Below are 26813 nucleotides of genomic sequence, written 5' to 3'. Positions count from 1 at the left end.
CGCGCGCTCATCGAACATTCGGCGAAAAGGCGTGCTGACGGTGCGCGTGGGGCGCAATGCTGGAAATCTTTCTAGTGTGCGAAGCCTCGACCGGCGGCCTGTGCCCGGGATCGCCGGGAACATGGCGAGAACGTAGATGGCCGGTCGCGTCGCGGCGCTCAGATATAGCTACACGATCGTGCATGCCGCACATGCCGCTGCGCCGCGGGGCGAGCCTCACGCGGGACGGGCATCAAATGGGCGATCCGAGGCTGCCAATGCATCATCTGATCCTTTTCCAAAACACGATTCTACCGCATCATCCTCGCGCGCGTTGACGCCCGGATGTCCGCGCGACAAGCCTTTGCGCGTCAGCCTGCCAGAATTCGCCGCGAAACTGCCAGACGGCGACGCGCCCGAAATGCGTCGTCGCCCGCATCGAAGCGCGCCTGATTTTCCGACCGTCCGGTCGGCTGGCCGACTGCATGCATACGGCGAAACCCCACGGGCGAATGCCCGATCAGGTGCGTCGGGGCGGGCCGTTGGCGCTATCATTGATCTTTTCCCGTCCCGTAAAAGCGCATCGCGCGTGATCCGCATGGCTTCCCACGACTATCTGAAGAAAATCCTCACCGCCCGCGTCTACGACGTCGCGCGTGAGACCGAACTCGAACATGCGCGGAATCTGTCCGCACGGCTGCGCAATCCGATTTACCTGAAGCGCGAAGACAACCAGCCCGTCTTCTCGTTCAAGGTGCGCGGCGCGTACAACAAGATGGCGCACATTCCCGCCGACGCGCTCGCGCGTGGCGTGATCACGGCTTCGGCGGGCAATCATGCGCAAGGCGTCGCGCTGTCGGCGGCCCGCATGGGCGTGAAGGCGATCATCGTCGTGCCCGTGACGACGCCGCAGGTGAAGGTCGATGCCGTGCGCGCGCACGGCGGACCGACCGTCGAGGTCGTGCAGGCGGGCGAATCGTATAGCGATGCCTACGCGCATGCAGTGAAACTGCAGGAACAGCATGGCCTGACGTTCGTGCATCCGTTCGACGATCCGTACGTGATTGCCGGCCAGGGCACGGTCGCGATGGAAATCCTGAGCCAGCATCAGGCGCCGATTCACGCGATCTTCGTTCCCATCGGCGGCGGCGGTCTTGCGGCGGGAATCGCGGCGTATGTGAAATCGGTGCGCCCGGAGATCAAGGTGATCGGCGTGCAGACCGACGACTCGTGCGCGATGGCGCAATCGCTGAAGGCGGGCGAGCGCGTGACGCTGAACGAAGTCGGTCTGTTCTCGGACGGCACGGCCGTGAAACTCGTCGGCGAAGAGACGTTCCGCCTGTGCCAGGCGTATCTCGACGACGTGCTGACGGTCAACACCGACGCGCTGTGCGCCGCAATCAAGGACGTCTTCCAGGACACGCGCAGCGTGCTTGAGCCGGCGGGCTCGCTCGCCGTCGCGGGCGCGAAGCAATACGCGGAGCGCGAAGGCATCGAGAACCAGACGCTGATCGCCGTCACGTCCGGCGCGAACATGAACTTCGACCGCATGCGCTTCGTCGCGGAACGCGCGGAAGTGGGCGAGGCGCGCGAGGCCGTGTTCGCCGTGACGATTCCCGAAGAGCGCGGCAGCTTCAAGCGCTTCTGCGAACTGGTGGGCACGCGCAGCGTCACCGAATTCAACTACCGTATTGCGGATGCGAAGTCCGCCCATATCTTCGTCGGCGTGCAGATCCGCAACCGCAGCGAATCGGCGCAGATCGCGGGTGCATTCGAGGCGCACGGCTTCGCGACCGTCGATCTGACGGGCGACGAATTGTCGAAGCAGCACATCCGCTACATGGTCGGCGGACGCTCGCCGCTCGCGCACGACGAGCGCCTGTTCCGCTTCGAGTTTCCCGAGCGGCCGGGCGCGCTGATGAAGTTCCTGTCGTCGATGGCGCCGAACTGGAACATCAGCCTCTTCCATTACCGGAACCAGGGCGCGGACTATAGCTCGATCCTCGTCGGCATTCAGGTGCCGTCGGCGGAAGACACGGAATTCGCGCGCTTCCTCGCGACGCTCGGCTATCCGTACTGGGAAGAGACGGCGAATCCGGTGTATCGACTGTTCCTCGCCTGACGCACTTCTTTTAACGCATGTTTAACGCATGGCCTTTTCGCTGAACGACAAGCTGGTGGTGGCGATCTCCTCGCGCGCGCTGTTCGATTTCGAGGAAGAGAATCGCGTGTATGAAGACGGCGATCTGTGCGCCTATGAAGGGCTGCAGCGCGAACGGCTGAACGTGCCGGCCAAGCCCGGCGTCGCGTTTTCGCTGATTCGCAAGTTGCTCGCGCTGAATGCAGTCGCGCATCGCGTGGAGGTAGTGATACTGTCGCGCAGCGATCCCATCAGCGGCTTGCGCGCGTTCAGTTCGTGCCGCGAGCATGGGCTAGCGATCGAGCGCGGCGTATTCACGCGCGGCCGCGCGCCGTTTGCGTATCTGAAGCCGCTGAACGCGTCGCTGTTTCTGTCCGCGAATCAGAACGACGTGCGCGATGCGCTGGCGGCAGGATTTCCCGCTGCGCGCGTTTTGCCTGAATCGGCGAAAATGGCGAGCAAGTATCCGGACGAAATCCGTATCGCGTTCGACGGCGACGCCGTGCTCTTTTCCGACGAAGCGGAGCGCGTGTTTCAGAGCGATGGCTTGCGGGCATTCGTCGGTCATGAGATCGACAACAAGGACTTGCCGCTCGCCGACGGACCGCTGAAGCCTTTGCTGCAAGCACTGCATCGCTTGCAGACGCTGGCCGACGAAGCCGCGCCGATGCACATTCGCACGGCGCTGGTGACGGCGCGCTCGGCGCCCGCGCACGAGCGGGCGATCCGCACCCTGATGGCCTGGAACATTGAAATCGACGAAGCGATGTTTCTTGGCGGGCTCGACAAGAGCGCCTTTCTGCGCGAGTTCGAGCCGGATTTTTTCTTCGACGACCAAATTCACCACTGCGAATCGGCCCGTGACGTGACAGCGATCGGGCATGTCGTGAGTGGCATCGTGAACGCATCATGACACCCGAACAATCTCCGCTGGGCAAGCCGGCCACTTATACCGAGCAGTACGACGCAACGCTGCTTTTCCCGATTGCGCGAAAAAACGCGCGCGACCAGATCGGCATCGGCGCGACGTTGCCTTTCTTCGGCACGGACATCTGGAACGCGTATGAGCTGTCGTGGCTCAACGCGCGCGGCAAGCCGCAGATCGCGATCGCGACGTTCTATATCCCGGCGGATTCGCCGAATATCGTCGAGTCGAAGTCGTTCAAGCTGTATCTGGGGTCTTTTGCGCAGACTTCATTCGATTCGATCGACGTCGTGCGCGATGCCATCAAGCGCGATGTGTCCGCCGCGTGTGGCGCTTCCGTGTCGTTGCATCTCTATCCGCCCGCGGAGTTTGCGAAGCTCGGGCTCGACGAGTTCGAAGGGACGTCGTTGGACCGACTCGATCTCGATGCCGAGACTTATCAACCGGATGCCAGTTTGCTGAAGGCCGCGCTGGATGAAGCGCCTGTCGAGGAAACGTTGTTCTCCAATCTGCTGAAATCCAATTGCCCGGTGACGGGTCAGCCCGATTGGGGCTCCGTGCAGATTCACTACGTCGGGCCGCAGATCGATCATGCTTCGCTGCTTCGGTACATCATTTCTTATCGGAACCATACGGGGTTCCACGAGCAGTGCGTCGAGAAGATCTTCACCGATGTGCTGAAGGTTTGCCAGCCGGTGAAACTGGCCGTGTACGCGCGCTATACGCGGCGCGGCGGGCTGGATATCAATCCGTTCCGCACGAACTTCAATCTGCCGATGCCGGATAATTTGCGCACCGCGCGGCAGTGAGTTTTTTTGTCTGCGACGCTGGTGGTTTTTTTAGCGTGCCGCTGGCATCCGCGATGCGCCTCGCGGCGCGGGTGTTGCCCCTGTGCGGGGCGGCACTCACTTTCTTTGCCGCCGCAAAGAAAGTAAGCAAAGAAAGCGGGCTCACACCGCCAATGCCCACGGGCTCTCAACGTCCCCGTGCTTCATGCGGCAGCGTGCTATCTCATACGCGTTGCCAGCGCGCCGATCAAACGCCTCACCTGCTCATGCACCCGTGTCGCGGCCCGCGACATCGAATACCCTCGGCCCATTTGCGGCTAACTATGTGTAGGCATTCGCACCGCACAGGACACCCTCGCTACGCGATGCCGCCCAAGCGAGGGCGTTGCCCTGTACGACACAGCAACCTCATTCACTACCGACATGCGGCGCTGAAACGTTCGATGCCCTTAGCCATGCCACGCGTGCTTGAAGCGGGTGAAGCGTTTAGCCGGCGCGTTAGCGACGCACATTAGCTGGTGCATTGCCGCGTGAAGTATGGGGACGCTGAGAGCCCGTGGGTAGAGGTCAAGCGCGGGCGGTGTTAGCCCGCTTTCTTTTGCCTACTTTTCTTTGCGGCGGCAAAGAAAAGTAGGTGCCGCCCCGCACAGTGGCAACGCCCGCGCCGCGAGGCGCAATCGCGGATGCCAGCGGCAAGCTGAAAAGTTCGAGGCAATCGAGGATGCCAGCGAAAACGGCCAGCAATCCAGCAGAAAACCAACCCTCAAGCCGCAGGCTTCTTATAAGCAACACAATCGACTTCGACCTTGCAGTCGATCACCATCGACGAAACGACACAAGCACGCGCGGGCGGATTCGCGCCAAAGTATTCCTTGAACACCTTGTTGAAGGACGCAAAATCGCGCGCATCGTCGAGCCACACACCGCAACGCACCACATGCTCAGGCCCATACCCGGCCTCGGTCAGAATGGCGAGCACGTTCTGAATCGCCTTGCGCGACTGCTCGACGATCCCACCGTTGATCACTTCGCCGTTCTCCATCGGCGTCTGCCCCGACACGAACAGCCAGCCATCCGCTTCGACCGCACGCGCAAACGGCATCACCTGACCACCCGTGCCCTTGCCACCTTCAACGCCATAACGCTTCATCGTTCAACTCCTGTCGTAAGCGCGCTCGCACCAATGCGAACGCATCGATCGAAATTCAAAAAGCTTCGGACAACGCGGCACGCGATGCCGCTGTCGCCCCACGCGCGACGAACTTGCCCGCGCGCTCGCCCGTCGGCTTGCCGTCGAGATACGACAGCACGCCATTCACCCATACGGCGTCGATGCCATCGGCGGCCTGCTGCGGCTTGTCGAACGTCGCCGCATCGCGCACGCGCGCCGGATCGAACAGCACGAGATCGGCGTGATAGCCGATATGCACCTCACCGCGATCCTGCAAGCCGAAACGCCGCGCCGACAGGCTCGTCATCTTGCGGATCGCCTCTTCGAGCGGAATCAGTTGCTGGTCGCGCGCATAGTGTCCGAGCACGCGCGGGAACGCGCCCCACAGACGCGGATGCGGCAGCGGATCGTTCGGCAAGCCATCGGAGCCGACCATCGTCGCCGGATGCGAAAGAATGCGCCGCACATCGTCCTCGGACATGTTGTGATACACGGCGCCCGCGGGCTGCAAGCGCTTCGCGGCTTCCTGCTGCGTCACGCCCCACTCGGCCGCGATGTCCTTCACGGTCTTGCCCGCCATCTCGGGATGAGGCGTCGACCACGTGATCGTGATGTCGATATCGCCTGTCACCTGCTTGAGGTCGAGCGTCGACGAACTGCGATTGTACGGATAGCAGTCGCAACCGACGGGATGCAACCGGCGCGCGCCTTCGAGCGATCCGAGCACCTCGACGCTGCGCCCCCAGTTCGACGGCCCCGCGCACTTCAGATGCGAAATGACCACGGGCACGCGCGCGTGCTTGCCGATCCGGTACGCCTCGTCCATCGCATCGAGAATCGCGTCGAACTCGGTGCGCATGTGAGTCGTGTACAGCGCGCCCGACGCCGCGAGCGGCTCGGCGAGCGCCATCACTTCTTCAGTCGGAGCGGCGAATGCGGAGCCATACGCGAGCCCCGAGCTCAGGCCGAGCGCGCCGTTCGCGAGCGCCTCTTCGAGCTGCGCGCGCATGCCGTCGATTTCCTTCGGCGTCGCCGCGCGATCGAGCCGGTCCATATGATTGTTGCGCAGCGCCGTGTGCCCGATCAGCGCGCTGACGTTCACCGACGGCTTCGCCGCGTTGACGGCGTCGACATATGCGGCGAAGGTCGGATACTGGAACGCATCGCGCTCGCCGAGCAGGTTCATCGGATCGGGCGGATCGCCCTTCAGCGACACGGGCGACGCGCTGATCCCGCAGTTGCCGACGATAACCGTCGTCACGCCCTGCGTGATCTTCGGCAGCATTTGCGGCGAGCGGATCACATGCGTGTCGTCGTGCGTGTGAACGTCGATGAAACCCGGCGCGAGCGCGCGGCCGTTCGCCTCGATCACTTCTTCGGCCAGCCAGTTCGACAGATTGCCGATCGCGACGACCTTCCCATTGCGTGTCGCCACATCGCGCTCGACAGGCGGCGCGCCCGTGCCATCGTACAGTTGCGCGCCGACGATCAGCGTATCGGCGGCTTCGGGGTGCGAATGCATGGATCAGTCTCCTAGCGGTTGTCGGTCGCCGCCGCCGCGATGCGCATCGAGCGCATGCTTCATGCGGCGCAGCAGTTCGCGGCTCTCGTCGCCCAGACTCAGGGCCAGTTCGGTGACGAGCACGTCGAGTGCCATCATCATCGCGTAGCGCGACGACGACGGCTTGTAGATGAAATCGGTTTCGAACGCGACGATGGGGATCAGCCAGTCGGCGAGCTTCGCAAGCGGCGACGCGGGCGCCGTCACTGTGACGAGCGTCGCGCCGTAGCTGCGCGCGATGCGGCAACTGTCGACCATCTCAGGCACGCGGCCCGTCGTCGAAAGCGCGATCACGACGGTGTCGCGCGACACCGTCGACGCCACCATGCGTTGCAACAGGCCATCCTGATACGTCGCGACCGGCCGGCCCAGACGCACGAGGCGAAAGCGCATTTCGTCGGCAAGCGCCGTCGAGCCGCCCCCCATGCCGAACACGTAGATCATCCGCGCTTCGCGCAACGCGGCAGCGGCTTGCGCAATGGGCGCCTGGCACAGCAGGTGATGGTTGTGCGCGAGCGCCGTCTGCAACTCGTCGAACACGCGCGTTGCGAGCGGCTCCGGCGTGTCCGCCTGCGCGCCCGGCTGCAGGAAGCGCTGGCCGACGGCGGCCGCCTGCGCGAGCCGCAGCTTCAGTTCGCGCACGTCCCGGCAGCCGACCGCTTTCGCGAAACGCGTGACCGTCGCGACGCTCACTTCCGCCCGCTCGGCCAACGCGCCGATGCTTGCGCGCGATGCGCCCGTCAGATCGTCGAGGATCAGCGCCGCCACCTTGCGCTCCGCCGAGCGCAACTCGGGCGCGCATTCGGCGATGCGCGCGACGATGTCGAAGGCAACGGGTTCGGCTGTGGAATTCATGGCTCGCGCGCACCACGCCGCGCCGGTAACATCGGCTGCCGGATGCGTGGTACTAAATAACATTTCATCAGCCATCGTACTTTCGGTAACATATGAAAGTCAACTTCGGTTCGATTTAACTGGATGATGGAGCAGCGTGACATGAAAGTTACAAACTATCAGGGAGCGACGATCGATCCTTATAGCAAGGGCTTGGGCAATGTGCCCGGCACGAGTATCCAGCTTGCCGACGCGGCGCGTCTCGAATGGAATCTGCTCGACGAGGACGTGAGCCTGCCGGCCGCCGTGCTGTACGCGGACCGCATCGAGCACAACCTGAACTGGATGCAGAAGTTCGTCGCCGAATACGGCGTGAAGCTCGCGCCGCACGGCAAGACAACGATGGCGCCGCAACTGTTCCGTCGCCAGATCGAAACGGGCGCATGGGGCATCACGCTCGCGACCGCGCATCAGGTGCGCGCTGCGTATCACGGCGGCATTTCGCGTGTGCTGATGGCGAACCAGCTGGTCGGCAAGCGCAACATGCTGATGATCGCCGAGTTGCTGAGCGACCCCAACTTCGAGTTCTTCTGTCTCGTGGATTCCGTCGAAGGCGTCGAGCAGCTCGGCAAGTTTTTCGGCTCGGTGAAGAAGCAGTTGCAGGTGCTTGTGGAACTCGGCGTGCCGGGCGGCCGCACGGGCGTGCGCGACGAGGCGCAGGCCCACGCGGTGCTCGACGCGATTGCGCGTTATCCGGATTCGCTGAAGCTTGCGGGCGTCGAACTGTACGAAGGCGTGCTGAAGGAAGAACAGGAAGTACGCGACTTTCTGCGCAGCGCCGTCAAGCTCACGCTCGCGCTATCCGATGAGGGCCGCTTTGCGCGCACACCGGCCGTGCTGTCGGGCGCCGGATCGGCGTGGTACGACGTCGTCGCGGAAGAGTTCGCGAAGGCTTCACGCAAGGACCGCATCGAGATCGTGCTGCGTCCGGGCTGCTATCTGACGCACGACGTCGGCATCTATCGCAAGGCGCAGACGGACATCTTCAAACGTAATCCCGTCGCGAAGCGCATGGGCGAAGGCTTGCTGCCCGCGCTGCATCTGTGGGCCTACGTGCAGTCGATTCCGGAACCGGACCGCGCGATCATCGGCCTCGGCAAGCGCGACTCGGCATTCGACGCCGGCTATCCGGAGCCCGCGAAGCACTATCGTCCGGGCACGCAGTCGCCGCGCGATATCACCGCTGACGAAGGCTGGGAAATTTTCGGCATGATGGATCAGCACGCGTATCTGCGGATTCCCGCAGGCGCCGATCTCAAGGTCGGCGACATGATCGCATTCGATATCTCGCATCCGTGCCTGACGTTCGACAAGTGGCGTCAGGTGCTCGTGCTCGATCCGTCGTATCGCGTGACGGAAGTGATCGAAACGTTCTTCTGATTTTTCTTGGAGCGGAGCGGCGCCGCGCGACACTCGCTTCATGTCGCGGCACGCGCCGCTCCTGTTCAAACGTTCAACGTCCCGCGGCCGTGGCTTCCGTATCAGCGGACGCGGCCGTCACCACTTCCCCGATGCGCGCTTCGAGCATCGTCAGCGCGCTCCCCAATCCCGCCAGTACGTCGTCCGGCAACGCGGCCATCGTGTCGTGCAGGAACGCATTGCGATTCGGCAGACTCGTTTCGATTGCGGCGCGGCCTTCATCGGTGAGCTTGACGTTCGTGATGCGGTTATCGCGCTCGTCCATGCTGCGCGCGATCCAGCCCATCGCTTCCAGCGACTTCAACTGACGCGTCAGCGCGCCCGGGTCGACGCGCAAGCGCTCGACCAGCTTCTTCTGCGACGATTCGCCCGCCTGTTCGTACAGCGCGAGCAGAATGCGCCAGCGCGGCAGCGGATGGCCGACGCGCGTCTCGAAGGCGGACATGAACGCCCGATACGTGCGGCCGAACTGTTGAAGGATAGCGACGCGGTCCTGTTCTTCCATGATCTTTCTACGATTCCGAAGCGCTGAAACACCCGTCAATCGACGTGGACGACCGGCTCGATCTTCTTGCGCAGCCTGACGGGCGGAACGCGTCGGCTTTGCCAGACCGCGAATACGGCGACCAGCGCGCCCAGTGCCAGACCCATATGGATCGCGCCGACCAGCGATTCGCGCGCCGACTCCAGCAGCACCGCGCCATTGTGCCCTGCGCGCGCAAGTTCATTCAAAAGCGCGTGCTGTCCGTCGCGATTGACGAGAATCTGTGGATCGCCGAGATTGGCGAACCACTGGCTCGCGTGATCGGCATCGAGTGCATTGCGCACGCCGCTCGCGTACATATGCGTGACGAGCGTGCCCGTCAGCGCTGTGCCGATCATGCCGCCGATCATCCGCAGCGATTGAAGCAGCGCCGTCGCAATGCCGAGATGCTCGCGGCCCGCGGTCTGCTGCGCGAAGACCGTAAGATTCGGCAGCACGAAGCCGAGGCCGAGGCCGCCGAGCGTCATGAACAGCATCAGCAGCCAATGCGGCATCGAGCGCGTGGCCACCACCACGCCGAGCGACGCCGCCGCGAACAACGCGAAGCCGATGTACAGCATCACGTTCGGATTGGGAATGCGCGACACGACGCGCCCGTTCGCGATGCTGCCAATCGTGATGAACACGACGAGCGGCGTGATCACGAGGCCCGCCTCGTTCGGCATCATGCCGAAGCCGCCCTGAAACAGCAGCGGCGCGTAGAACAGCAGCGAGAACATCGCGAAGCCGCCCAGCACCGCGAGAATGAAGAGCGCGGAAAGGCTCTGGTTGCGGAACATGTCGATGGGAAGAATCGCTTGCGGGAAGCGCTTTTCCCACTGCCACAGCGCAATCGCGCTCGCGACGCTGACCGCCAGCAGCGCAACGGCCGAAGCCGTCACGCCATGCTTCGGCAGAAGCTCGACGAAAAGCTGCAAGCTGCCGAGCGACAGCGCGATCAGCAGCGCACCCGGCCAGTCGAGCCGCATCTTGCCTTCATGCGCGACGTGCCGCAGATGCGGCAGATACCGCCATACGAAAACCAGCGACAGCAGGCCGACGGGTAGATTCACATAGAACACCGAACGCCAGCCGTAGTACTGCGTCAGAAAACCGCCGAGCGACGGGCCGACGGCATTCGCGATGCCGAATGCCGAACTCATCAGCACCTGCCAGCGCAGGCGGACCACGGAATCGGGGAACAGATCGGGAATGCACGCGAACGCCGTGCCGACCAGCATGCCACCGCCGATGCCCTGCAGGCCACGCGCGATCACGAGGAACAGCATGTCGTGCGCGGCGCCGCATAACACCGAGGCCGCCGTGAACACGACGATCGACGCAATGACGAACGGCTTGCGCCCATAGTAGTCGCCGAGGCGGCCGAAAATCGGCACGGTGATCACTGACGTCAGCAGATAGGACGTCGCGACCCATGCATAAAGCTCGAAGCCTTTCAGATCGGCGACGATCGTTGGCAGCGCGGTACCGACCACGGTCTGGTCGAGCGCGACGAGCATCGACACGAAAGAGACGCCGAGCATCGCCAGCAGCGATTCCCGGAACGGTAAAACTTGCCCGCTCGAATGGTGGGCGGCAGTGTGTACGGCCATTTTTGATGGTGCAACTGTTGACGAGTCAACGATACTGAATCATACCACGCCGAATGGTTCTAATCCTGCGTGCATCCGGCATGCCGTTTCCGCCCGAATGCGCAAGAAAAATCGCCAAAGACAACGTCAGGGAGATTCATGGATCCAGCCACGCTTGCCGCCACACCGCTTTCCACCGACGACCTCGCCGCTCTGCGTCGCGCCAAGAACGAACTCGAAAGCCCCGCGCTGGCGATGAAACTGGCGGGGATCGTCGGGGCGCCGCTGGAAAAACTGATCGCGCGCATGCCGTCGATGGCCGGCGACAAGGTCAACGACGCGACGCAACTCGCACTGCGCAAGTGTCTGCAAATCGCGCTGCGCACGCTCGGGCGACCGATCGGCGGCGCGCCGCTCGGTGTCAGCGAACGGCCGAGCAATCTGCTGCACAAGTTCGCCGTCGCGACGACGGGTGCCGCGGGCGGTGCATTCGGACTGCTCGCGCTGCCTGTCGAACTGCCCGTCACGACGACGCTGATGTTCCGCTCGATTTGCGATGTCGCGCGCAGCGAGGGCGAGGATCTGACGTCGATCGATACGCAGTTGCAATGTCTGACGGTGCTCGGCATGGGCGGCACGTCGAAAGCCGACGACGACGCCGACTACGGCTACTTCATCATGCGCGGCGCGCTGGCCCAGGCGGTGTCGAAGGCGTCGTCGGAAATCGCGACGAAGGGATTCACCACGCACGGCTCGGCGGCGCTGCTGCGCCTCATGAGCACGATCGCGTCGCGCTTCTCGGTGCAGGTCAGCGAACAGATTGCGGCCAAGTCGATTCCGGCGATCGGCGCGGTGCTCGGCGCGATGGTGAACACCGTGTTCATCGACCACTTCCAGCAGGTGGCACACGGCCACTTCACCGTGCGCAGGCTCGAGCGCCAGTACGGCCCGGATGCCGTCCGGACGGCCTATCAGGCAATCGACGTTTCGCTCGACGGATGAACGTTGCCCGGCACGGCCGTCACGCGCCGGACGAAACGGGCGGCGAGATCGAGCGAGCGGCCCGCCTCCGGGATGAACGGCACCCATAGCTGCCATACGTGCGGCATCTTGCGCCAGATCTCGAAGTCGACGTCGACGCCCGCCGTGCGCGCCTTGTCCGCGACGCGGCGTGAATCGTCGAGCAGGACTTCCGTGCTGCTCACCTGCATGAAGAGCGGCGGCAAGCCGCTCAGGTCCGCGTAGAGCGGCGAAGCGTACGGATGCGTCGCGGGCGTGCTGCCCAGATAAAGCGTTGCTGCGCGCGCGACGGACGGACCATGAAACATTGGATCGATGCCGTCGTTGGCTTCCAGCGACGCGCCTGTCGCAGCCAGATCGGTCCACGGCGAAAACAGGATCGCGCCAGCGGGCAGCGAATCGCCTGCATCGCGCAACGCGACCAGCGTTGCGAGCGCGAGACCGCCGCCCGCCGAATCGCCCGCAATCACAATCGATTCCGGCTTCGTCCCTTCTGCGAGCAGATGCCGATAGGCGGCGATCGCATCGTCGAGCGCGGCGGGAAACGGATGCTCCGGCGCGAGGCGGTAGTCGAGCGAGAAGACGCGCGCGTCGCTGCGCGTGGCGAGACCGAAGGAAGCGGCGCGATGCGTCCGCGGCGAGCAGAAGTAATAGCCGCCGCCATGCAGGTACAGGATCGTCGCCGCCTGCTGCCCGCCGATGCGCGTGAGCCATTCGCCGCGCAAAGGCCAGTCCTGCTCGCGATACCGTTCGTGCAGAGCCCAGCCGGTCGGCACGCGCGGCGTATAGGCGCGCTTCGCTGTCATCTTGCGCGCGCGTTCGGCGCTGATCGTCGAATGCCGCGTCTGTGGATGAAACTGACGGCGCAGAAACCAGCACGCCAAGGCGCTTTGCCAACTCATCGGAATGGTCTCCATCGACGGTTAAGCGTCATGGTACGTGGCTTTTGGGTCGCTTCCGTCGCAGGAAACCCGGACGTGGGTTCTATCGGGCGACGCAAATGGGCGCGCGCCGTTTGAGAAAAGCATGAATGCCGAAACGTGCGAACGGTTCCAGCAAATATGTCCGCTCAGTTCGCCGGCAGAAGCTGGCCGCGAATTTCACCCGATGGATTCTGCGCGGTGTGGACATTGAAATACCACTGGCCCGCCATGAGGTCGGTGACCTGCTGTTCGGTCAGCGTGGTGGAACCTTTGATCGGGCTGGCCAACGCGCTCTTGTCGATCGGCACCTGCACCTTCGCGTTCTGACCGACTGGGGCAGGGCCATGGAAATGCGCCATCGTCACAGGACCCGACAAGCCCTCGTAAGTCGCCGTCCATTTGAGCGTCTTGGTCGACGTATCGAAAGTGGCGTCCAGTGCGCCGTGGCCGTGGCTCACTCGCGGCGGCACTTCGCTCGACGGTTCGAGGTCAGCCTTCAATTCGACCGTATCCGCAAGCGCAACCCCCGGCGCCAGCGCCAACAGCACAGCTACCAAGCTCAGCTTTCGAACTGCAGTCATTGTTTTCTCCGAGTCTTTGCGCGCGGCATCGGCGCATCGGCGTGGCTGTCGATGCGCCGATGCCGCACGTAGCGCCAGCACATACTAGTGCAAATCGGAGCACCGCGTATGACTCACACGCTGCAGCGTAGAGCCTTGCAAAGCGGGAGGAAATGAGACGTCATGTGAGCAGCGCAGCCTGCACTTCTATGCCGTCGAGTATCACATTGCACATCCGCGCGAGGGCGATGCCTTCGCTGCGCAGCGTCTCGGGCGGCGCGATCGTCAACTGCCGACGATAGTGTTCGAGCGCGCGAAGCAACGGCGGATACTGCAACACGCCAACGGCGCCAGCGACGCGATGATGCCATTGCCGCAGTTTCGCGACATCCGGCTCATGCAGCAGCGCCGGCAACGCGCGCATGTCGTCGCGCACCGCGGACACGAATGCATCGAGCAACGACTTCACCGTCGATTCGCTGCCCCAGACCTGGGTCAGCTGGCTGAGATCGACGGGGACAAACGTCATGCTGTCGGCATTCTCAGGTTGCGAGTCGGCAACCGGAACGCCTGACGTCTCGCTGGGCGCGCCGGTACGCGCGTTGTCCGCGCCGAACCAACGGCTCAGATAGTCGCGCAACGTGGCAAGACGAGTCGGCTTGATGAGGCAATCGTCCATACCGGCGTCGCGGCACGCCTGCAGATCTTCCGGCGCGGTGTTTGCGGTGATACCGAGAATCGGCATCCGCGCGCCCGTCAGCGCCTCTTTCTCACGAACCGCCCGTGCCAGTTCGTAGCCCGACATCCGCGGCATGTGACAGTCGGTAATGAGAAAGCCGTACGGTGTCGAACCGAGCGCTTCGACGGCTTCGGCACCATCGTTGACGACATCGCAGGCAAAGCCGAGCAGCGCCAGTTGATGGCGGATCAATTCCTGGTTCACGGGATGATCTTCAGCGACGAGCACAAGCCGGCCGCTTGCGATCGCGCTTTCCCGATCGGGCGGCGCAACGACGCCCGCCTCTGCATCGCCGGGCTCACGCGCCGGCGCGGGCGACAGCCCCGTCAGCGCGGCGGCGCACGCCGCGCTCAGGCCGCGCCACGAGATCGGATTGATGCTCACGCGCACTGCGTTGTCGACGATCCGATACCCCGTCGGCTTGGGCTTCTCAGTCAAGACGACGACCTTCGCGCCCGACTGCTCGACGGCTGCGGGCACTTCGACGCCAACGTCGACGAAAATCAGATCCACGTCTTGCAGGGCTCGCGGATCGCTCAGTTGCTCGCGCTCCGGATCTGCGCAACGCAAATCGATACCGAGCGCCGCGCCGAAGTGGATCAGCGCCTGCTCGACGCCCGCGTCGGCAGTCGCGACGATCCCGCGCTTGCCGCGCAACCCGCCCGCCGTGTAGTGCTCCGTTTCGAGCGGCATCAGCAGCCGCAGCTTCATGCGCGTGCCTTTGCCCTGCGTACTGGACAACGTGAGCGTGCCGCCCATCAACGCAACCAGTTTCCGGCAGATGGTCAGGCCGAGACCCGTGCCGCCGAAGCGCCGCGTCGTCGACGACTCCGCCTGCACGAACGGCTCGAATAGCCGCGCCTGCACCTCGGGCGCGATGCCGATACCCGTATCGTCGACAGTGATCTCGACTGTTTGCCCTGCCTCGCTCTGCTCGGCCACGACAACGCGCACGTCGACCTCGCCTTGAGGCGTGAATTTGATCGCGTTCCCGAGCAGATTGAACAGGATTTGTCGCAGACGTACGCTGTCGCCGCGCAGCGTCGCCGCCACCTGAGGCTCGATGTCGACACGCACTTTCAGGCCCTTCTCATGCGCGCGTCCTGCCAGCAGGCCAACCGCCGTGTCGACGAGATCGCGCAAGTCGATCGGCTCCGATTCGATCGTCAGCCGTCCCGCTTCGATCTTCGAGTAGTCGAGCAGGTCATCGAGAATTTGCAGCAATGCGCCCGCCGACTCGTGAATCATGCGGAGCATTTCGCCCTGATCGGCTTCGAGCCGCGTGCGCTCCAGCACTTCGACAAGCCCGAGCACGCCGTTCATCGGCGTGCGGATTTCGTGGCTCATCATCGCGAGGAAGTCGTCCTTCGCGCGCGAGGCGGCTTCGGCCAAATCGCGCGCGTGCGCCAGTTCGTCGGCTCGCAATCGCTCGATGCTCGCGTCCACCCAATAGCCGCTCCAGACGGTCGCGCCCGATGGCTCGAAGCGCGGCACGAGTTCAGCGCGGACCCAGCGCTGCTCGGTTGGCCCGTCGATCCGGAATTCCAGGTGCACAGGCGTCGACAATTCGGCCGAGCGTTCCAGTTCGGAAACGACCACCGGCCGGTCGTCCACGCAGATGGTGGCGAAATCGAGTGCGCCCGTGCGCATCAGGGCCACGCTGTCATAGCCGAGCAGATGCTTCGTATCGCCGCCGACATAGGGGAACGTGTATTTGCCATCGAGCCCGCGACGCAACTGGAACACGACGGCGGGCAGCGACGCCGTCACGTCGACCAGACGCCGCTGCGTTTCGCTCGCAAGCCTTTCCGCGCGGCGAATGTCGGTGATGTCGACGACCGTGCCCAGCACACAGGAAGGCGTACCGTCGGCTCCGTTGCAGACGCGCACGCAGAACAGGCCGTGCCGCGTATCGCCGTCCGGGTCTTCGAATTCGAGTTCGATCTGCGTGGGAATCCCACTCGCCAGCGCGTCATGCGTCAGCTGTTCGAGACGCACGCTGTTGTCCTCGCCCCACGCGCGGACATCGGCGCTCGTGCGGGCCATCACCGCGTTGCGTCCGAGCCCGGTCGCTTCCTCGTATGCACGGTTGACGGCGATGTAGCGCCCACGCAAGTCCTTCGCGACAAACGGATACGGCATCATCTCCATCATCGTTTGCTGGAAGTTCAGTTGCGACTCGAGTTCATGCTCCGTGCGTTCGCGCCGCGTGACTTCACGCTGCAGCATTACGTACGCCCGCAGCGTCACCAGCAGCACGACGCCGATACCGATCAGCACCGGCAACAGTCGCAGCGCAGTCACGCTCCAGGCACCCTGCGCATGGACGTCGCCCGTCACCCACTTCTGACGGATACGCTGCCGTTCCGAGGCGGGCATCGCGAGCAATGCCCGGTCTATCAGGCCGGCCAGCGGCGCGAGGTCCGGACGGACTGCGAAGCCCACCGCGTCCGGTTCGCGCACCGTGCCGACGATCTTCAGCACGCCAGCGTATTGCTGCGTGAGCGCGGCATCGACTTCGGCGACATTGCCGACCAGCGCATCGGCGCGGCCTGAGGCAATCGCCTTCAAGGCCTCGTCCAGCCTCGCAGTAACGGTCACGCGCGCCGCGGACACGCCGTACAGATGAAACGGCACCGAACCCTGGGTATGCGCCGACACGATCACACGGCGCGACGAGAAATCGCTGAGACTGCGCGCGGCCGGCTCGTTTTCGCGCGCCACGATGACGAGCGGATAGGTTTCGTATGCCTGACTAAAGGACGCTCGCGACAGCCGCGGATCGTTGCGCGTGGCGGTGGCAAGCACGGCGACGTTGCCGCGGCCGAAGTCTGCAAGTGTCGCGAACCAGTCCTTCGCAGGCGCGCGATGAAAGGTGACGCCAAGCGCGCGGCCCAGATAGTCGAGGTAGTCGGCGGCGACGCCGGACGGTCTGCCCGTTTCGTCGAGCGTGCTGAATGGGGCCCAGTCGCCGTCGAAGCCAACCGACAACGGCGGCAGCGCCTGAAGCCAGACCTGCTCTTCGCGGCTCAGTACGAGATTGGACACCGTTGAGGCGGGCCGCGCGTCGAAGCCGCCGCCGAGCCAGCGCGCCCGAATGGCGGCTTCGTCTTCGGGTTGCATCGCAGCCAGTCCACTGTCCAGCTTGTCTCTCAGACCGCTCCTCGCGACAGGCACCGCGAAGCGCATCTCGCTGAACTGGCCGGTTTCCTCGAATGCAACGCTCAGGCTGCGAAATTCAGGATCGGCAAGGTAGTGCCGCACGGCGGGAGTAAAGCCGAAGTAGACATCGTCGCCGCCCTGTTTGATCGCCCGTAATGCCGATGACGTGTCCGCGAAGGAATCGATCCGGGCGTGCGGATATCGCTCACGCAACACCGAGCTGAGTGCAAAGCCGCGTTCAACGGCGACACGCGCGTTTTGGACCTGTGTCTGGCCGGACAGCACCAGCGCATTGCTGGCTAGCGTCACAGCGGAAGTCGAACCGCGAAAGTAAGGCACCGAGAACGACAGGCAATGCTCACGCTCTGGTGTGCGAGCGATGCTCATCACCACGTCGACCCGGTTCGAACATGCCGCTGCGAGCAATTGCTCCATGTCCGAAAAGGCCTTCGTCTCGATCTTCGTGTCCGATCCGACAACCGCGTTCAGATAGTCGACGCTCAGGCCGGTGAGCTTGCCGTCCTGAAACATCTCGAATGGCGACCAGCCGTTTGCGAGCACGCCGACAACCAGCATCGATGGGAACGCAAGCGGATCGCGTCCGGGTGCCGCGTACGCCGGTTGGCCGCACAGCATCGACAACAACGCGAGGCTGCTCAGAAGCGCTCGGCAGATACGGATCAGCGTTGCGCCGAATACGATGCCGGGAAGCGAACGGATGGAAACGCACGACGAAAGCATGATCGCGCACTCACGCCGACTCGCCGTGCCGGTCCCCGCGCGAAGAAGGCGCAAGTGTATCGTGCGAATGGCGGAGCAGATACGAGTGCAGCAGGCCTGCGAGTACGCCGCCCGCGAGCGGTGCCGCCCAAAAGAGCCACAACTGGTCGAGCGCCCAATCGCCGACGAAGAGCGCCGGCCCCGTCGAGCGCGCGGGATTGAGCGACGCGTTGGTCACAGGTGTCGCGACGATGTAGCTCAAGGCCAGCCACAGGCCTGTTACCAGCGGACCAAGCAATCTCGCCGCCCTGCCGTCTGACGTCAGCATGCGCGCCATGACGAACGCGAAAGACATCGCCAGCTCGACGGCCAAAGCGGAGTGGAATTGAAAGTCGGCGGGAGAATGATCGCCGTATCCGTTGGCGCCAAACTCGCTAGCCGCAAGCGCGAAGCCGGGCCGGCCGCCCGCGATATAGGCGAGCAACGCGGCGCCAGCGATCGCGCCGAGAACCTGCGCGGCAATATACGGGGCGAGATCGCGAACGGGAAAACGCTGGGCCGTCACGAAGCCGACAGTGACGGCGGGATTGAAGTGGGCGCCTGAAAAACGCCCGAACACGTAGGTCGCCGTAGCCAGCGCAAATCCAAATGCCAGCGGCACGACCAGCATGCTGCTGCCTTGCGCGCCCGCATTGAGCACCGCCGTGCCGCAACCCACGAATACAAGCCACGCCGTTCCGGCACCCTCGACGATCAACCGCTTCCCCAGCCCTGACATGCATCCTCCCGTAACTGCGCCACCCGATAAGTGCACGGGCTAGTCTCATTGATGCGCTCGGTGTCGATTGATTTGCATGGCGAATCAATGGCATGGCGCAACGCCCCCGTGAATCGGGGACAACAGAGAATTGTTTGCTTAGCCGGAAAAAGGCGGAATCAGACAACTCCGAAAATCTGTGGAACACACAAAGGCCGCCTAAGGCTCGCGAAATGCGCTCACGTGAGCCCGATTTGGCAGGCGTAATCGATGACGTCGGCTTCCGTCTCCAGCCCCAACTTGCGCATCGCGTTGCGCTTTTGCGTGCTGATTGTCTTGGCGCTTCGGTTGAGCCTGACGGCAATCTGGCCGATGGTCATGCCGCTTACGTACATCGTGAACACTTTCCACTCACGCGCACTTATGACACCCACCCTGGGCTGAGGCGGGCCCGCCTGCGCGATCGCGGTGCGGGCGTGATCGGACAGATAGCCCTGCCCAGTCAGTGCAGCATCGATTGCATGAACGAGCGACGATGTGATGTCGCGCTTGTCGACGACGGCCGCAACGCCATGCTGCAGCAAGCCCACCAGGATAGACGCCTGATGGATCATGGTGAGCACCACGACCGGCAACTGCGGCGCGTGACACAACAGACGCCTCAGAAACTGGATCGCATTGCTCTCGCCATCGATACCCGGCATGCCGATATCCGATACGACGACGTCACACGCGCGCGAACCGAGCAAATCAGCGAGTCCTTGTGTATCGGACGCTTCGCCGACGATCGACACATGCGTAATCTGATTGAGCAAAAACCGGATGCCATCGCGCACACAGGCGTGGTCATCGGCCACGATGACGCGAATCTTGTCTTCCATCTTTTTGTGTTCTTGTTAGTCGACCGCCGTCGCATATCGCGCTTCCCCTCGGACGGTCGCTTTGCCACGTTCGCAATGCCAGTGCGTCAGGCTCTTGCGGCCATCCGTCTTTCAGCGCCTGACTGGTCGCCAGGCACGAGACCATGCTCGACTGCGAACCTGAACAGATCAGCATCGCTTTGCAGCGACAGCTTGCGCATCGCCGTGCATTTCTGCGCGCTGATTGTCTTGACGCTCCGCCCGAGCCTCAACGCGATCTCAGTGACGCCGCGTCCCGACGCGTAGTGGGTCAGCACTTCGAGTTCACGTCTCGATAGAACCTGTCGTACATAGTCGATGCGGCGCGACAGCGTGGCTTCGGCCAGCAGCGCACGAATCGCCGGACCGACGTAGCATTCGCGCGCCAGCGCTGTAACGATCGCCACATGAATGAGATCGATACGATCGCGCTTGCTGACCACTGCACCCACGCCGAGCCCGATCACTTTTTGCAGCACCTCGGCCGCGACCTCCATGGTCAACACGACGACGACCACATCGGGATGACGCTCCGTGAACTGACGGACCATTTCGACACCATCGCCATGCGTGCCGCCCGGCATATACAGATCCATGACGACGAGATCACATTCGACCCGCTGCGCCTCGGCGAACAGTTCGGATGAGTCTGTTGCTCTGCCAACCAGCTCGATGTTCGGAAAGCCCGACATCAGGTTCTCCATCGCGAGCAAGACCAGCGGATGATCGTCGGCGATGATGGTGCGGATCGGCAGTGTCACGTCCTTTCTGATATTCACGACGTGGGTCCCTCCTGTACTCTGGCTTGGTATCGATGTGGTGGGCGCTATGCCCGCGAGAATCAGACATTCAACTGCACGCAGACGTTCTCTGAAAGTGACGAACCGGATGATTAGTTAGCAATCCGTCATACGTCTCTGCACAAGACCGTATGCACGTACGAATGCGAAGAGTCCAGGGTCGTTGCTGACGCCGAGCTTCGCCATCGCGTCGCGCTTCTGCCGGCTGACCGTCCTGACATCGCGCCCGAGTTCGCGAGCAATCTCCGAAATCGACTTGCCGCGCACGAACATCCGAATGACTTCCGCCTGACGCGGCGACAGATGGCGCATGGGCGACATGCCGAGCGGCTCGCCGCTCGCATCCGCGAGGGTTTGAAGGATCGACCGGCTGACGTACGAGCGACTCATGCCGGCTGAGCGGATGGCCGACGCGAGTTCGTCCATCGATTCGCTCTTGTTGAGCATGCCGATCACGCCGTCCGACATGATCGAGCGGAGGATGGCGGCGTTGGTCAGGCTCGTCAGCACGACGATGCGCACTTCCGGCCAGCGCGTGCGAATGCGCCGAATGAGCCGCAGCCCGTCGTCGGACTCGCCCGATGAATCGGGCATAGTCAGGTCCGTTACCAGCACGTCGCATGGCGTCTTCTCCATCAATTGCACGAGTGACGAAGGACTCGTCGCCTCACCGACGACAGTGAAGCCTCCTTGCGCCATCAGGGTGGCCCGGATACCGAGCAGAACAAACGGGTGATCGTCTGCCAGCATGATTCGAAGGTTCACTGTTGCCGCCTTGCCTTGTTATTGGTTTATATCTGTCAGCGCCGAAACGCCCTTTCAAAGTAACGTCGAAACGGGCTCGCTTCACGGCAACGTTTGCGACATATAACGAATCATGTTCCGACCAACAGAATCAAAACATCCGCTGGAAAAATGGAATATCAGAGAGTTCCGAATCAATGTCTGATTCAAAGATATTTTGAAAATTTCGTTGAGAATTACCGCCTTCAAACGATTTCGTGTCGATTACGTTTATCCTTTTTCAGCGCACCTTTTCCGAAATTTCAAAACAGGAGTTAGGAAGTGGCAGCATGAACACAGCTAACGCACTGAGCCGTAAGGCCTAGTGCGCCTCTTTCATAACGTCCCGCCTAGGCGCCCTTGGATCCGACATTCAAAAATAGGCAACTCGCGTCTTCACGGTCGCCAAATATACGCCCGAAAGAGAAATGACCCTAGAAGCGCGAATGATAAAAACCAACTTCTAAAATAAATCTGACTTCCATGACAGACAATTCAGACTCAACGGAAGGGATTTCAGTCACCAGATTAATTCGATCGATCTCGCAAAAGCCGATAATCGCAAAAACAAAAAAAGCGTTCAGCACGCGGCTGAACGCCTAAAACAAAATCCGAGAAACGCGATCCGACGATCATGCCCTGACACGTGAACCATATCGCGCAGCACGCGAGGGGCGCGGAAACACCGGCAACGCAAGCAATGCGCAAACGCTCGCGATCGCCCACACGGCTGGCCACGAGGTCGCCGCGAGCAGCGGAGGAATCGCGAGCGGCGTGACGAACAGCGTCATGAACGCGCAGGTGTTGCCCATCGCGAGAGCGGTGCCCGCGCGGCGCGTCCCCGCGAGCGTCGCGAGTTCGGTATAGGCCACGCCATGCCAGGCAGAGGCGCTCACGCCACCGAGCACGATCATCACCGCGAGCGCGACGGTCATCCATCCGTGCCTGCCGTCCACAGCCGCTGCGAGCAGCGCAAGCGATGCGAAGAGCAGCGCGGTCAGCACACTGCAAGCGCGCATGTACTGGCGCCGGTTGCCGTGCCGGTCGGTCCATCGGCCGCTCCAGACGCGCGCGACAGCCGCACCCGTCTGCACGGCGGCCATCGTCGCGCTTATCGCGAACACGCCGGCATGGCCGAAGTCGTGCAGAAAGACCGTCGCGAAGGTGACGACGGCGAGTTGCGGCACGCACAGCACGCCGATCCCCAACGCCACGCGCCACACGCCGATGTCGCGCAGCGGCGAAACAGGCTGCGGCCGCGAAGCCGCGCCTTCATCGCCGATGGCCGCTTGATGCGCTGCGCGCGCGACCGCGACGGGAGGCTCATGCAGCCACCGCCATGCGAACCACGCCGTCACGGCGCACAACGCAGCAAGCACCCCATACACAGCGACGAATCCAACGTGCGCAGCGAGCGACGGCAGCATCATCGCGCCGAGTCCCCCGCCTGTGGGCACGGCCGTTTGCCGGATGCTCATCGCGAGTCCGCGCTCGCCTTCGCGAAACCACGCCATCACCGCGCGTCCGCTCGACCCGTTGACGCTTCCGCCGAGCAACCCGACGGCGAGCAGTCCGAGCGCGAGCGGCACGATGCCCGGTGCATCGGCGCCGCGCGGCACGACGAAGCCCGCCATCGCGGCGAGCGCCGCCGCCGTCGTCAACAGGCCGAGCAGCAACACGCGCCGGTCGCCCCAGCGATCGGTGAGCAGCCCCCACGGCAGTTCGCTGACCGCGATCCCAAGACCCAGCATGCCGAGCACGAGACCCAGTCCGCCGTTGCCGATGTGATAGCCGTGGCGCAGAAAAATCGCCGTCGTCGGAATGCCCGAGAACGCAGCCGAAAAACTCGCGTTCGCCGCAAAGCCGACGCCGAGCACCTTCCATCGGTGATTGGCGCGCGCGCCGCCTGAACTCCCCGTTGCATCGACTACTTGCCCCACGATTGCCTCCGCATCAGTTCCATTGACGGCCATCGTAGGATTGGACGACCAATCGGAAAAGCGGGAAAATAAGATGCCTTCCATCGGAGAATCCGAAACATGAATCAACGTGCATTCGACCTCGCGCAGTTGCGTACCTTCGTCGCCGTGGCGGAGGCGGGCAGCGTCTCGGCGGGTGCAGAGCGCGTGTTCCTGTCGCAATCGTCAGTGAGCGAGCAATTGAAGAAGCTCGAAGAGCGCACCGGCCAGCCGCTCTTCCTGCGCGGCAAGCAAGGCGTCACCGCGACGCCGGCGGGCGCGAAACTGCTCGACCACGCACGCCGCATTCTGGCGATGAGCGAAGCGGCGTTCGAAGACCTGCAGGGCCGTTCGCTCGACGGCGAATTGCGCATCGCGATCACCGACTACTATCGCCCGCACGACGTCGCGCGCGTGCTGAAGATGTTCTCCGAACAGCATCCGCGATTGCGTCTGCATGTGACTGTGCTGCCGAGCGCGGTGATCGACAGCAGCATCGAAGACGACACTACGTTCGACATCGGCCTGTCGCTGCGCATCATGGCGCCGGGTGCGAAGCGCGCCACGGGTGGTAACGCGCGCGCGTCGAGCACCGTCGTGCGGCGCGAGAAACTCCTGTGGGCGATGTCGGCCGATGCCGATCCACAGCATCTCGCGGCCCCCTTTCATCTGGTGCTGCTGCCCGCGACATGCCAGTTGCAGCGCTTCGTCGTCAGGTTGCTCGACGAACGCAACGTGCCTTACCTCGTTTCGCATTCGGCGTCGGGCATGGCCGGGCTTCAACTCGCGCTGAAGGCAGGTCTCGGCATCTCGTGTCTGAATGAATCGTCGATCGGCTCGGGCATGGTGCCGTGCCCGGCGACCATCGGCCTGCCTCCGCTGCCTTCAGTCGAATTCCATCTGTTGCCGGCGCGCCCCGGCGAGAGCGCACTGGTCGCCAACGCGCGCGCAGCGTTCACACGGCTGCTTGCATGAACGCAACGGTCGTGTCTGCAATCGGGACAATGACCGCATTTCATGCGGCATTCTTTCAGGCATTCGTTGAAAGCACGCGGATTGCCTCCTATGATGGTTGCAATGTCAGCGTCATCGTGATGCTCTAGCGTGTCGGTTCTGCGGCAAGCCTGTTCATGCGCGGAGAACGCCGCTTCACACCGCGCGAGGCAGCGTTTAGTAAAACATCATAAAACCTGGCAAAGCCGCCCCCCTATTCTGCGACTTTTTGCGAACCTGAATACACTGTCGGCGCCGCGCGTCGGACGAACAAGAGCAGCAGCCATTCGATTGACATAGATCACATACGTGACCAAGGCGACCAGGCAGTATTGAAGAGAGCGACCCGCCTCTTCAAAGGGTGTTCATACAACGAATCTAGAAACCCATTTCCCTACGAGGCCACTCGTGCATCGCAGAACCGTCGGCTCGTCGATCCTGTTGCTGATTTGCGCCATTTGCACGTTGAGTGCGCGGCCTTCGATTGCGGCCTCGAACGACGTACCACCGCCGTCGACCATGGACGAAAAAATGCATGCCTGCACGACCTGTCACGGCGTGCAGGGCCAGGGACGCAACAACGATTACTTCCCCCGCATCGCCGGCAAGCCTGCGGACTATCTGTTTAACCAGCTCACTGCATTCCGCGACGGCGGCCGCACGTATCCGCCGATGGGCTATCTGCTCGCGTTCCTGCCCGACGACTATCTGCGCAAGGTCAGCCAGTACTTTGCCGATCGCCAGCCGCCGTATCCGAATCCCGATACCAATCCGCTGCCGCAAGCGACGCTCGACTACGGCAAGCAACTCGTCATGCAAGGCGACGCGAAGCGCGGCATTCCCGCGTGCGCCGCGTGTCACGGCGAACGCCTGACGGGACAGCAGCCCGGCATCCCCGGACTGCTCGGTCTGCATGCGAGCTATATCGCGGGGCAGATGGGCACGTGGCGCTCAGGCACGCGCCACGCGCTCGCGCCCGACTGCATGCACTCGATCGCCGTCAAACTGAACGACAAGGACATCACTGCCGTATCGAGCTGGCTCGCGCGCCAGCCACGGCCCGCCGATCCGCGTCCCGTGCCGCGACTGCCCGGCAAGCTGCCATTGGCATGTGGGAGCCAACCGGAATGAAGACTCTCTCCTCTCGCTCCGTGAATCGCATGCAACGCGCCGCCAGCCTCACGCGCCGCGCGACGATGTCATTGCTGGCACGCACCGCGCTTGCGCTCGCCGCCATCGCTGCGCAATCTCCATTCGTCACCGCTGCATATGCGGCGGGTGCAGCCGCGCCCGCAGCCGCCGAAGCGCGTCCCGAACAGGTCGTGCGCGGCGAGTATCTTGCGCGAGCGGGCGATTGCGTCGCGTGTCATACGGCGCCGCGCGGCAAGACGTTCGGCGGTGGCCTCCCGATGGAAACGCCGTTCGGCACGCTCTTCACGCCGAACATCAGCCCCGACAGCGAGTACGGCATCGGCAACTGGACGGCCGACGATTTCTTCAAGATGATGCGCACGGGCAAGAGCCCGGACGGCAAGCTGATCTATCCTGCGATGCCGATCGCGCAATACACGAAGGTCACGCGCGAAGACTCCGATGCGATCTTCGCGTACCTGAAGTCGGTCGAGCCCGTGCATCAGGCGAACCGCAAGCATGAGCTGCGCTTCCCGTTCAACCAGCGCGAGCTGCTGATCGGCTGGCGTTCGCTGTACTTCCGCGAAGGCGTGTTCCAGCCGAACCCGACGCGCTCCGTCGAATGGAATCGCGGCGCTTATCTGGTCGAAGGACTCGGCCATTGCACGATGTGCCATACGAAGATCAATCTGCTCGGCGGCTCGTCGAAGAGCGAGCAGTTCGCGGGCGGCCTGATCCCGGTGCAGAACTGGTACGCGCCGTCGCTCACGTCCGACAAGGACGGCGGACTCGGCGACTGGAGCATCAAGGACATCGTCGATCTGCTGCAGGCTGGCATCTCCGATCGCGGCGCGGTCTATGGCCCGATGGCGGAAGTGACGTACCACAGCCTGCAATACATGACCGACGACGACGTGAAGGCGATGGCCGTCTATCTGAAGACGCTGCCCGACAACGACCCGGGCCGCAAGACGGGCCCATCGGCGACGGTCAAGCCCGCCGTGTTCGAATCCGGCCAGCACATCTACATGACGAAGTGCGCGATGTGCCACGGCGACAACGGCGAAGGCAAGCTCCAGCATTACCCGCCGCTCGCCCGCAACCAGTCGATCGAAATGGATTCGGCCGTCAATCCGATCCGCATCGTGCTCAACGGCGGCTTCCCGCCGGGCACGCGACGCAACCCGGAGCCCTACGGCATGCCGCCGTTCGCGCAGGAACTGAACGACGCCGACGCCGCCGCTGTCGTCACCTACATCCGCACGGCCTGGGGCAATCACGGCCAGCCCGTGACGGCGAAACAGGTCAACGAATTGCGCAAGGCGCCGCTGCGCTGATCCCGCTTCACTGACACCAATCCTGTCCTCGGAGACTTC

At 63.3% G+C, this 26813-nt stretch carries 21 protein-coding genes; 8 read left to right on the top strand and 13 right to left on the bottom strand.

The window, feature by feature from the left end:
• Positions 1-577 precede the first annotated feature (577 nt).
• Genes ilvA through queF form a run of 3 tightly spaced genes read left to right on the top strand, consistent with a single transcriptional unit; the run spans position 578 to position 3853 of the window.
• A complete protein-coding gene (gene ilvA, locus AABE10_RS06205) occupies positions 578-2101 on the top strand; it encodes a threonine ammonia-lyase, biosynthetic (protein WP_342932426.1) in 1524 nt (507 codons plus the stop codon).
• 28 nt (positions 2102-2129) lie between these two features.
• Positions 2130-3032 carry a 5'-nucleotidase gene (locus AABE10_RS06200; protein WP_342932425.1) on the top strand — a complete coding sequence of 301 codons (903 nt, stop codon included), beginning with the start codon at positions 2130-2132 and terminating at the stop codon, positions 3030-3032.
• The gene (queF, locus tag AABE10_RS06195) at positions 3029-3853 is read left to right on the top strand and encodes an NADPH-dependent 7-cyano-7-deazaguanine reductase QueF (protein ID WP_342932424.1); all 825 of its coding nucleotides are present in this window, start codon (positions 3029-3031) and stop codon (positions 3851-3853) included. Before AABE10_RS06200 ends, queF begins: the two co-directional genes overlap by 4 nt.
• A gap of 742 nt (positions 3854-4595) precedes the next feature.
• Here the strand turns inward: queF and AABE10_RS06190 are convergent.
• Genes AABE10_RS06190 through AABE10_RS06180 form a run of 3 tightly spaced genes read right to left on the bottom strand, consistent with a single transcriptional unit; the run spans position 4596 to position 7419 of the window.
• Positions 4596-4982 (bottom strand): RidA family protein, encoded by a 387-nt coding sequence (locus tag AABE10_RS06190; RefSeq protein ID WP_342932423.1) that lies wholly within the window; start codon positions 4980-4982, stop codon positions 4596-4598.
• A gap of 55 nt (positions 4983-5037) precedes the next feature.
• Complete coding sequence (locus AABE10_RS06185; protein WP_342932422.1) at positions 5038-6525, bottom strand: D-aminoacylase; 1488 nt, start codon at positions 6523-6525, stop codon at positions 5038-5040.
• Between the two features lie 3 nt (positions 6526-6528).
• A complete protein-coding gene (locus tag AABE10_RS06180; RefSeq protein WP_342932421.1) occupies positions 6529-7419 on the bottom strand; it encodes a MurR/RpiR family transcriptional regulator in 891 nt (296 codons plus the stop codon).
• A gap of 141 nt (positions 7420-7560) precedes the next feature.
• Between AABE10_RS06180 and AABE10_RS06175 the strand changes: the two genes are divergently transcribed.
• Positions 7561-8838 carry an amino acid deaminase gene (locus AABE10_RS06175; RefSeq protein ID WP_342932420.1) on the top strand — a complete coding sequence of 426 codons (1278 nt, stop codon included), beginning with the start codon at positions 7561-7563 and terminating at the stop codon, positions 8836-8838.
• A gap of 73 nt (positions 8839-8911) precedes the next feature.
• Here the strand turns inward: AABE10_RS06175 and AABE10_RS06170 are convergent, their stop codons facing one another.
• A complete protein-coding gene (locus AABE10_RS06170; RefSeq protein WP_342932419.1) occupies positions 8912-9382 on the bottom strand; it encodes a MarR family winged helix-turn-helix transcriptional regulator in 471 nt (156 codons plus the stop codon).
• A 35-nt stretch (positions 9383-9417) separates the two neighbouring features.
• Complete coding sequence (locus AABE10_RS06165; protein ID WP_342932418.1) at positions 9418-11013, bottom strand: MFS transporter; 1596 nt, start codon at positions 11011-11013, stop codon at positions 9418-9420.
• Between the two features lie 138 nt (positions 11014-11151).
• Here AABE10_RS06165 and AABE10_RS06160 point away from each other — a divergent pair, with 138 nt between their 5' ends.
• Positions 11152-11994, top strand: a complete 843-nt coding sequence (locus AABE10_RS06160; protein WP_342932417.1) for an EcsC family protein — start codon at positions 11152-11154, stop codon at positions 11992-11994.
• Here the strand turns inward: AABE10_RS06160 and AABE10_RS06155 are convergent.
• The 8 genes from AABE10_RS06155 to AABE10_RS06120 all read right to left on the bottom strand — a co-directional run bounded on the left by AABE10_RS06155 (position 11964) and on the right by AABE10_RS06120 (position 23328).
• On the bottom strand, positions 11964-12914 hold the full coding sequence (locus AABE10_RS06155) for an alpha/beta hydrolase (protein WP_342932416.1): 951 nt from the start codon (positions 12912-12914) through the stop codon (positions 11964-11966). The genes AABE10_RS06160 and AABE10_RS06155 overlap by 31 nt on opposite strands.
• 167 nt (positions 12915-13081) lie before the next feature.
• A complete protein-coding gene (locus AABE10_RS06150; protein WP_342932415.1) occupies positions 13082-13516 on the bottom strand; it encodes a CHRD domain-containing protein in 435 nt (144 codons plus the stop codon).
• A 160-nt stretch (positions 13517-13676) separates the two neighbouring features.
• Positions 13677-18032 (bottom strand): ATP-binding protein, encoded by a 4356-nt coding sequence (locus tag AABE10_RS06145; RefSeq protein ID WP_428983287.1) that lies wholly within the window; start codon positions 18030-18032, stop codon positions 13677-13679.
• A 115-nt stretch (positions 18033-18147) separates the two neighbouring features.
• Positions 18148-18894 (bottom strand): aquaporin, encoded by a 747-nt coding sequence (locus AABE10_RS06140; RefSeq protein WP_342932413.1) that lies wholly within the window; start codon positions 18892-18894, stop codon positions 18148-18150.
• A gap of 218 nt (positions 18895-19112) precedes the next feature.
• A complete protein-coding gene (locus AABE10_RS06135; RefSeq protein ID WP_342932412.1) occupies positions 19113-19754 on the bottom strand; it encodes a response regulator transcription factor in 642 nt (213 codons plus the stop codon).
• 86 nt (positions 19755-19840) lie between these two features.
• A complete protein-coding gene (locus AABE10_RS06130) occupies positions 19841-20551 on the bottom strand; it encodes a response regulator transcription factor (protein WP_342932411.1) in 711 nt (236 codons plus the stop codon).
• Positions 20552-20668: 117 nt separating this feature from the next.
• Positions 20669-21322 carry a response regulator transcription factor gene (locus AABE10_RS06125; protein ID WP_342933075.1) on the bottom strand — a complete coding sequence of 218 codons (654 nt, stop codon included), beginning with the start codon at positions 21320-21322 and terminating at the stop codon, positions 20669-20671.
• 665 nt (positions 21323-21987) lie between these two features.
• Positions 21988-23328 carry an MFS transporter gene (locus tag AABE10_RS06120; RefSeq protein WP_428983286.1) on the bottom strand — a complete coding sequence of 447 codons (1341 nt, stop codon included), beginning with the start codon at positions 23326-23328 and terminating at the stop codon, positions 21988-21990.
• Between the two features lie 66 nt (positions 23329-23394).
• Between AABE10_RS06120 and AABE10_RS06115 the strand changes: the two genes are divergently transcribed.
• The 3 genes from AABE10_RS06115 (at position 23395) to AABE10_RS06105 (ending at position 26774) form a co-directional block, all read left to right on the top strand.
• Positions 23395-24288: a LysR family transcriptional regulator gene (locus AABE10_RS06115; protein WP_342932409.1), complete on the top strand. Its 894-nt coding sequence runs from the start codon at positions 23395-23397 to the stop codon at positions 24286-24288.
• A 426-nt stretch (positions 24289-24714) separates the two neighbouring features.
• Positions 24715-25437: a c-type cytochrome gene (locus AABE10_RS06110; RefSeq protein ID WP_342932408.1), complete on the top strand. Its 723-nt coding sequence runs from the start codon at positions 24715-24717 to the stop codon at positions 25435-25437.
• A complete protein-coding gene (locus AABE10_RS06105; protein WP_342932407.1) occupies positions 25434-26774 on the top strand; it encodes a cytochrome c in 1341 nt (446 codons plus the stop codon). Before AABE10_RS06110 ends, AABE10_RS06105 begins: the two co-directional genes overlap by 4 nt.
• Positions 26775-26813: the final 39 nt, after the last annotated feature.

It is taken from the genome of Paraburkholderia diazotrophica (assembly GCF_038900755.1).
Lineage (GTDB): Bacteria > Pseudomonadota > Gammaproteobacteria > Burkholderiales > Burkholderiaceae > Paraburkholderia > Paraburkholderia diazotrophica_A.
This window is presented reverse-complemented; position numbering and strand designations above follow the sequence as displayed.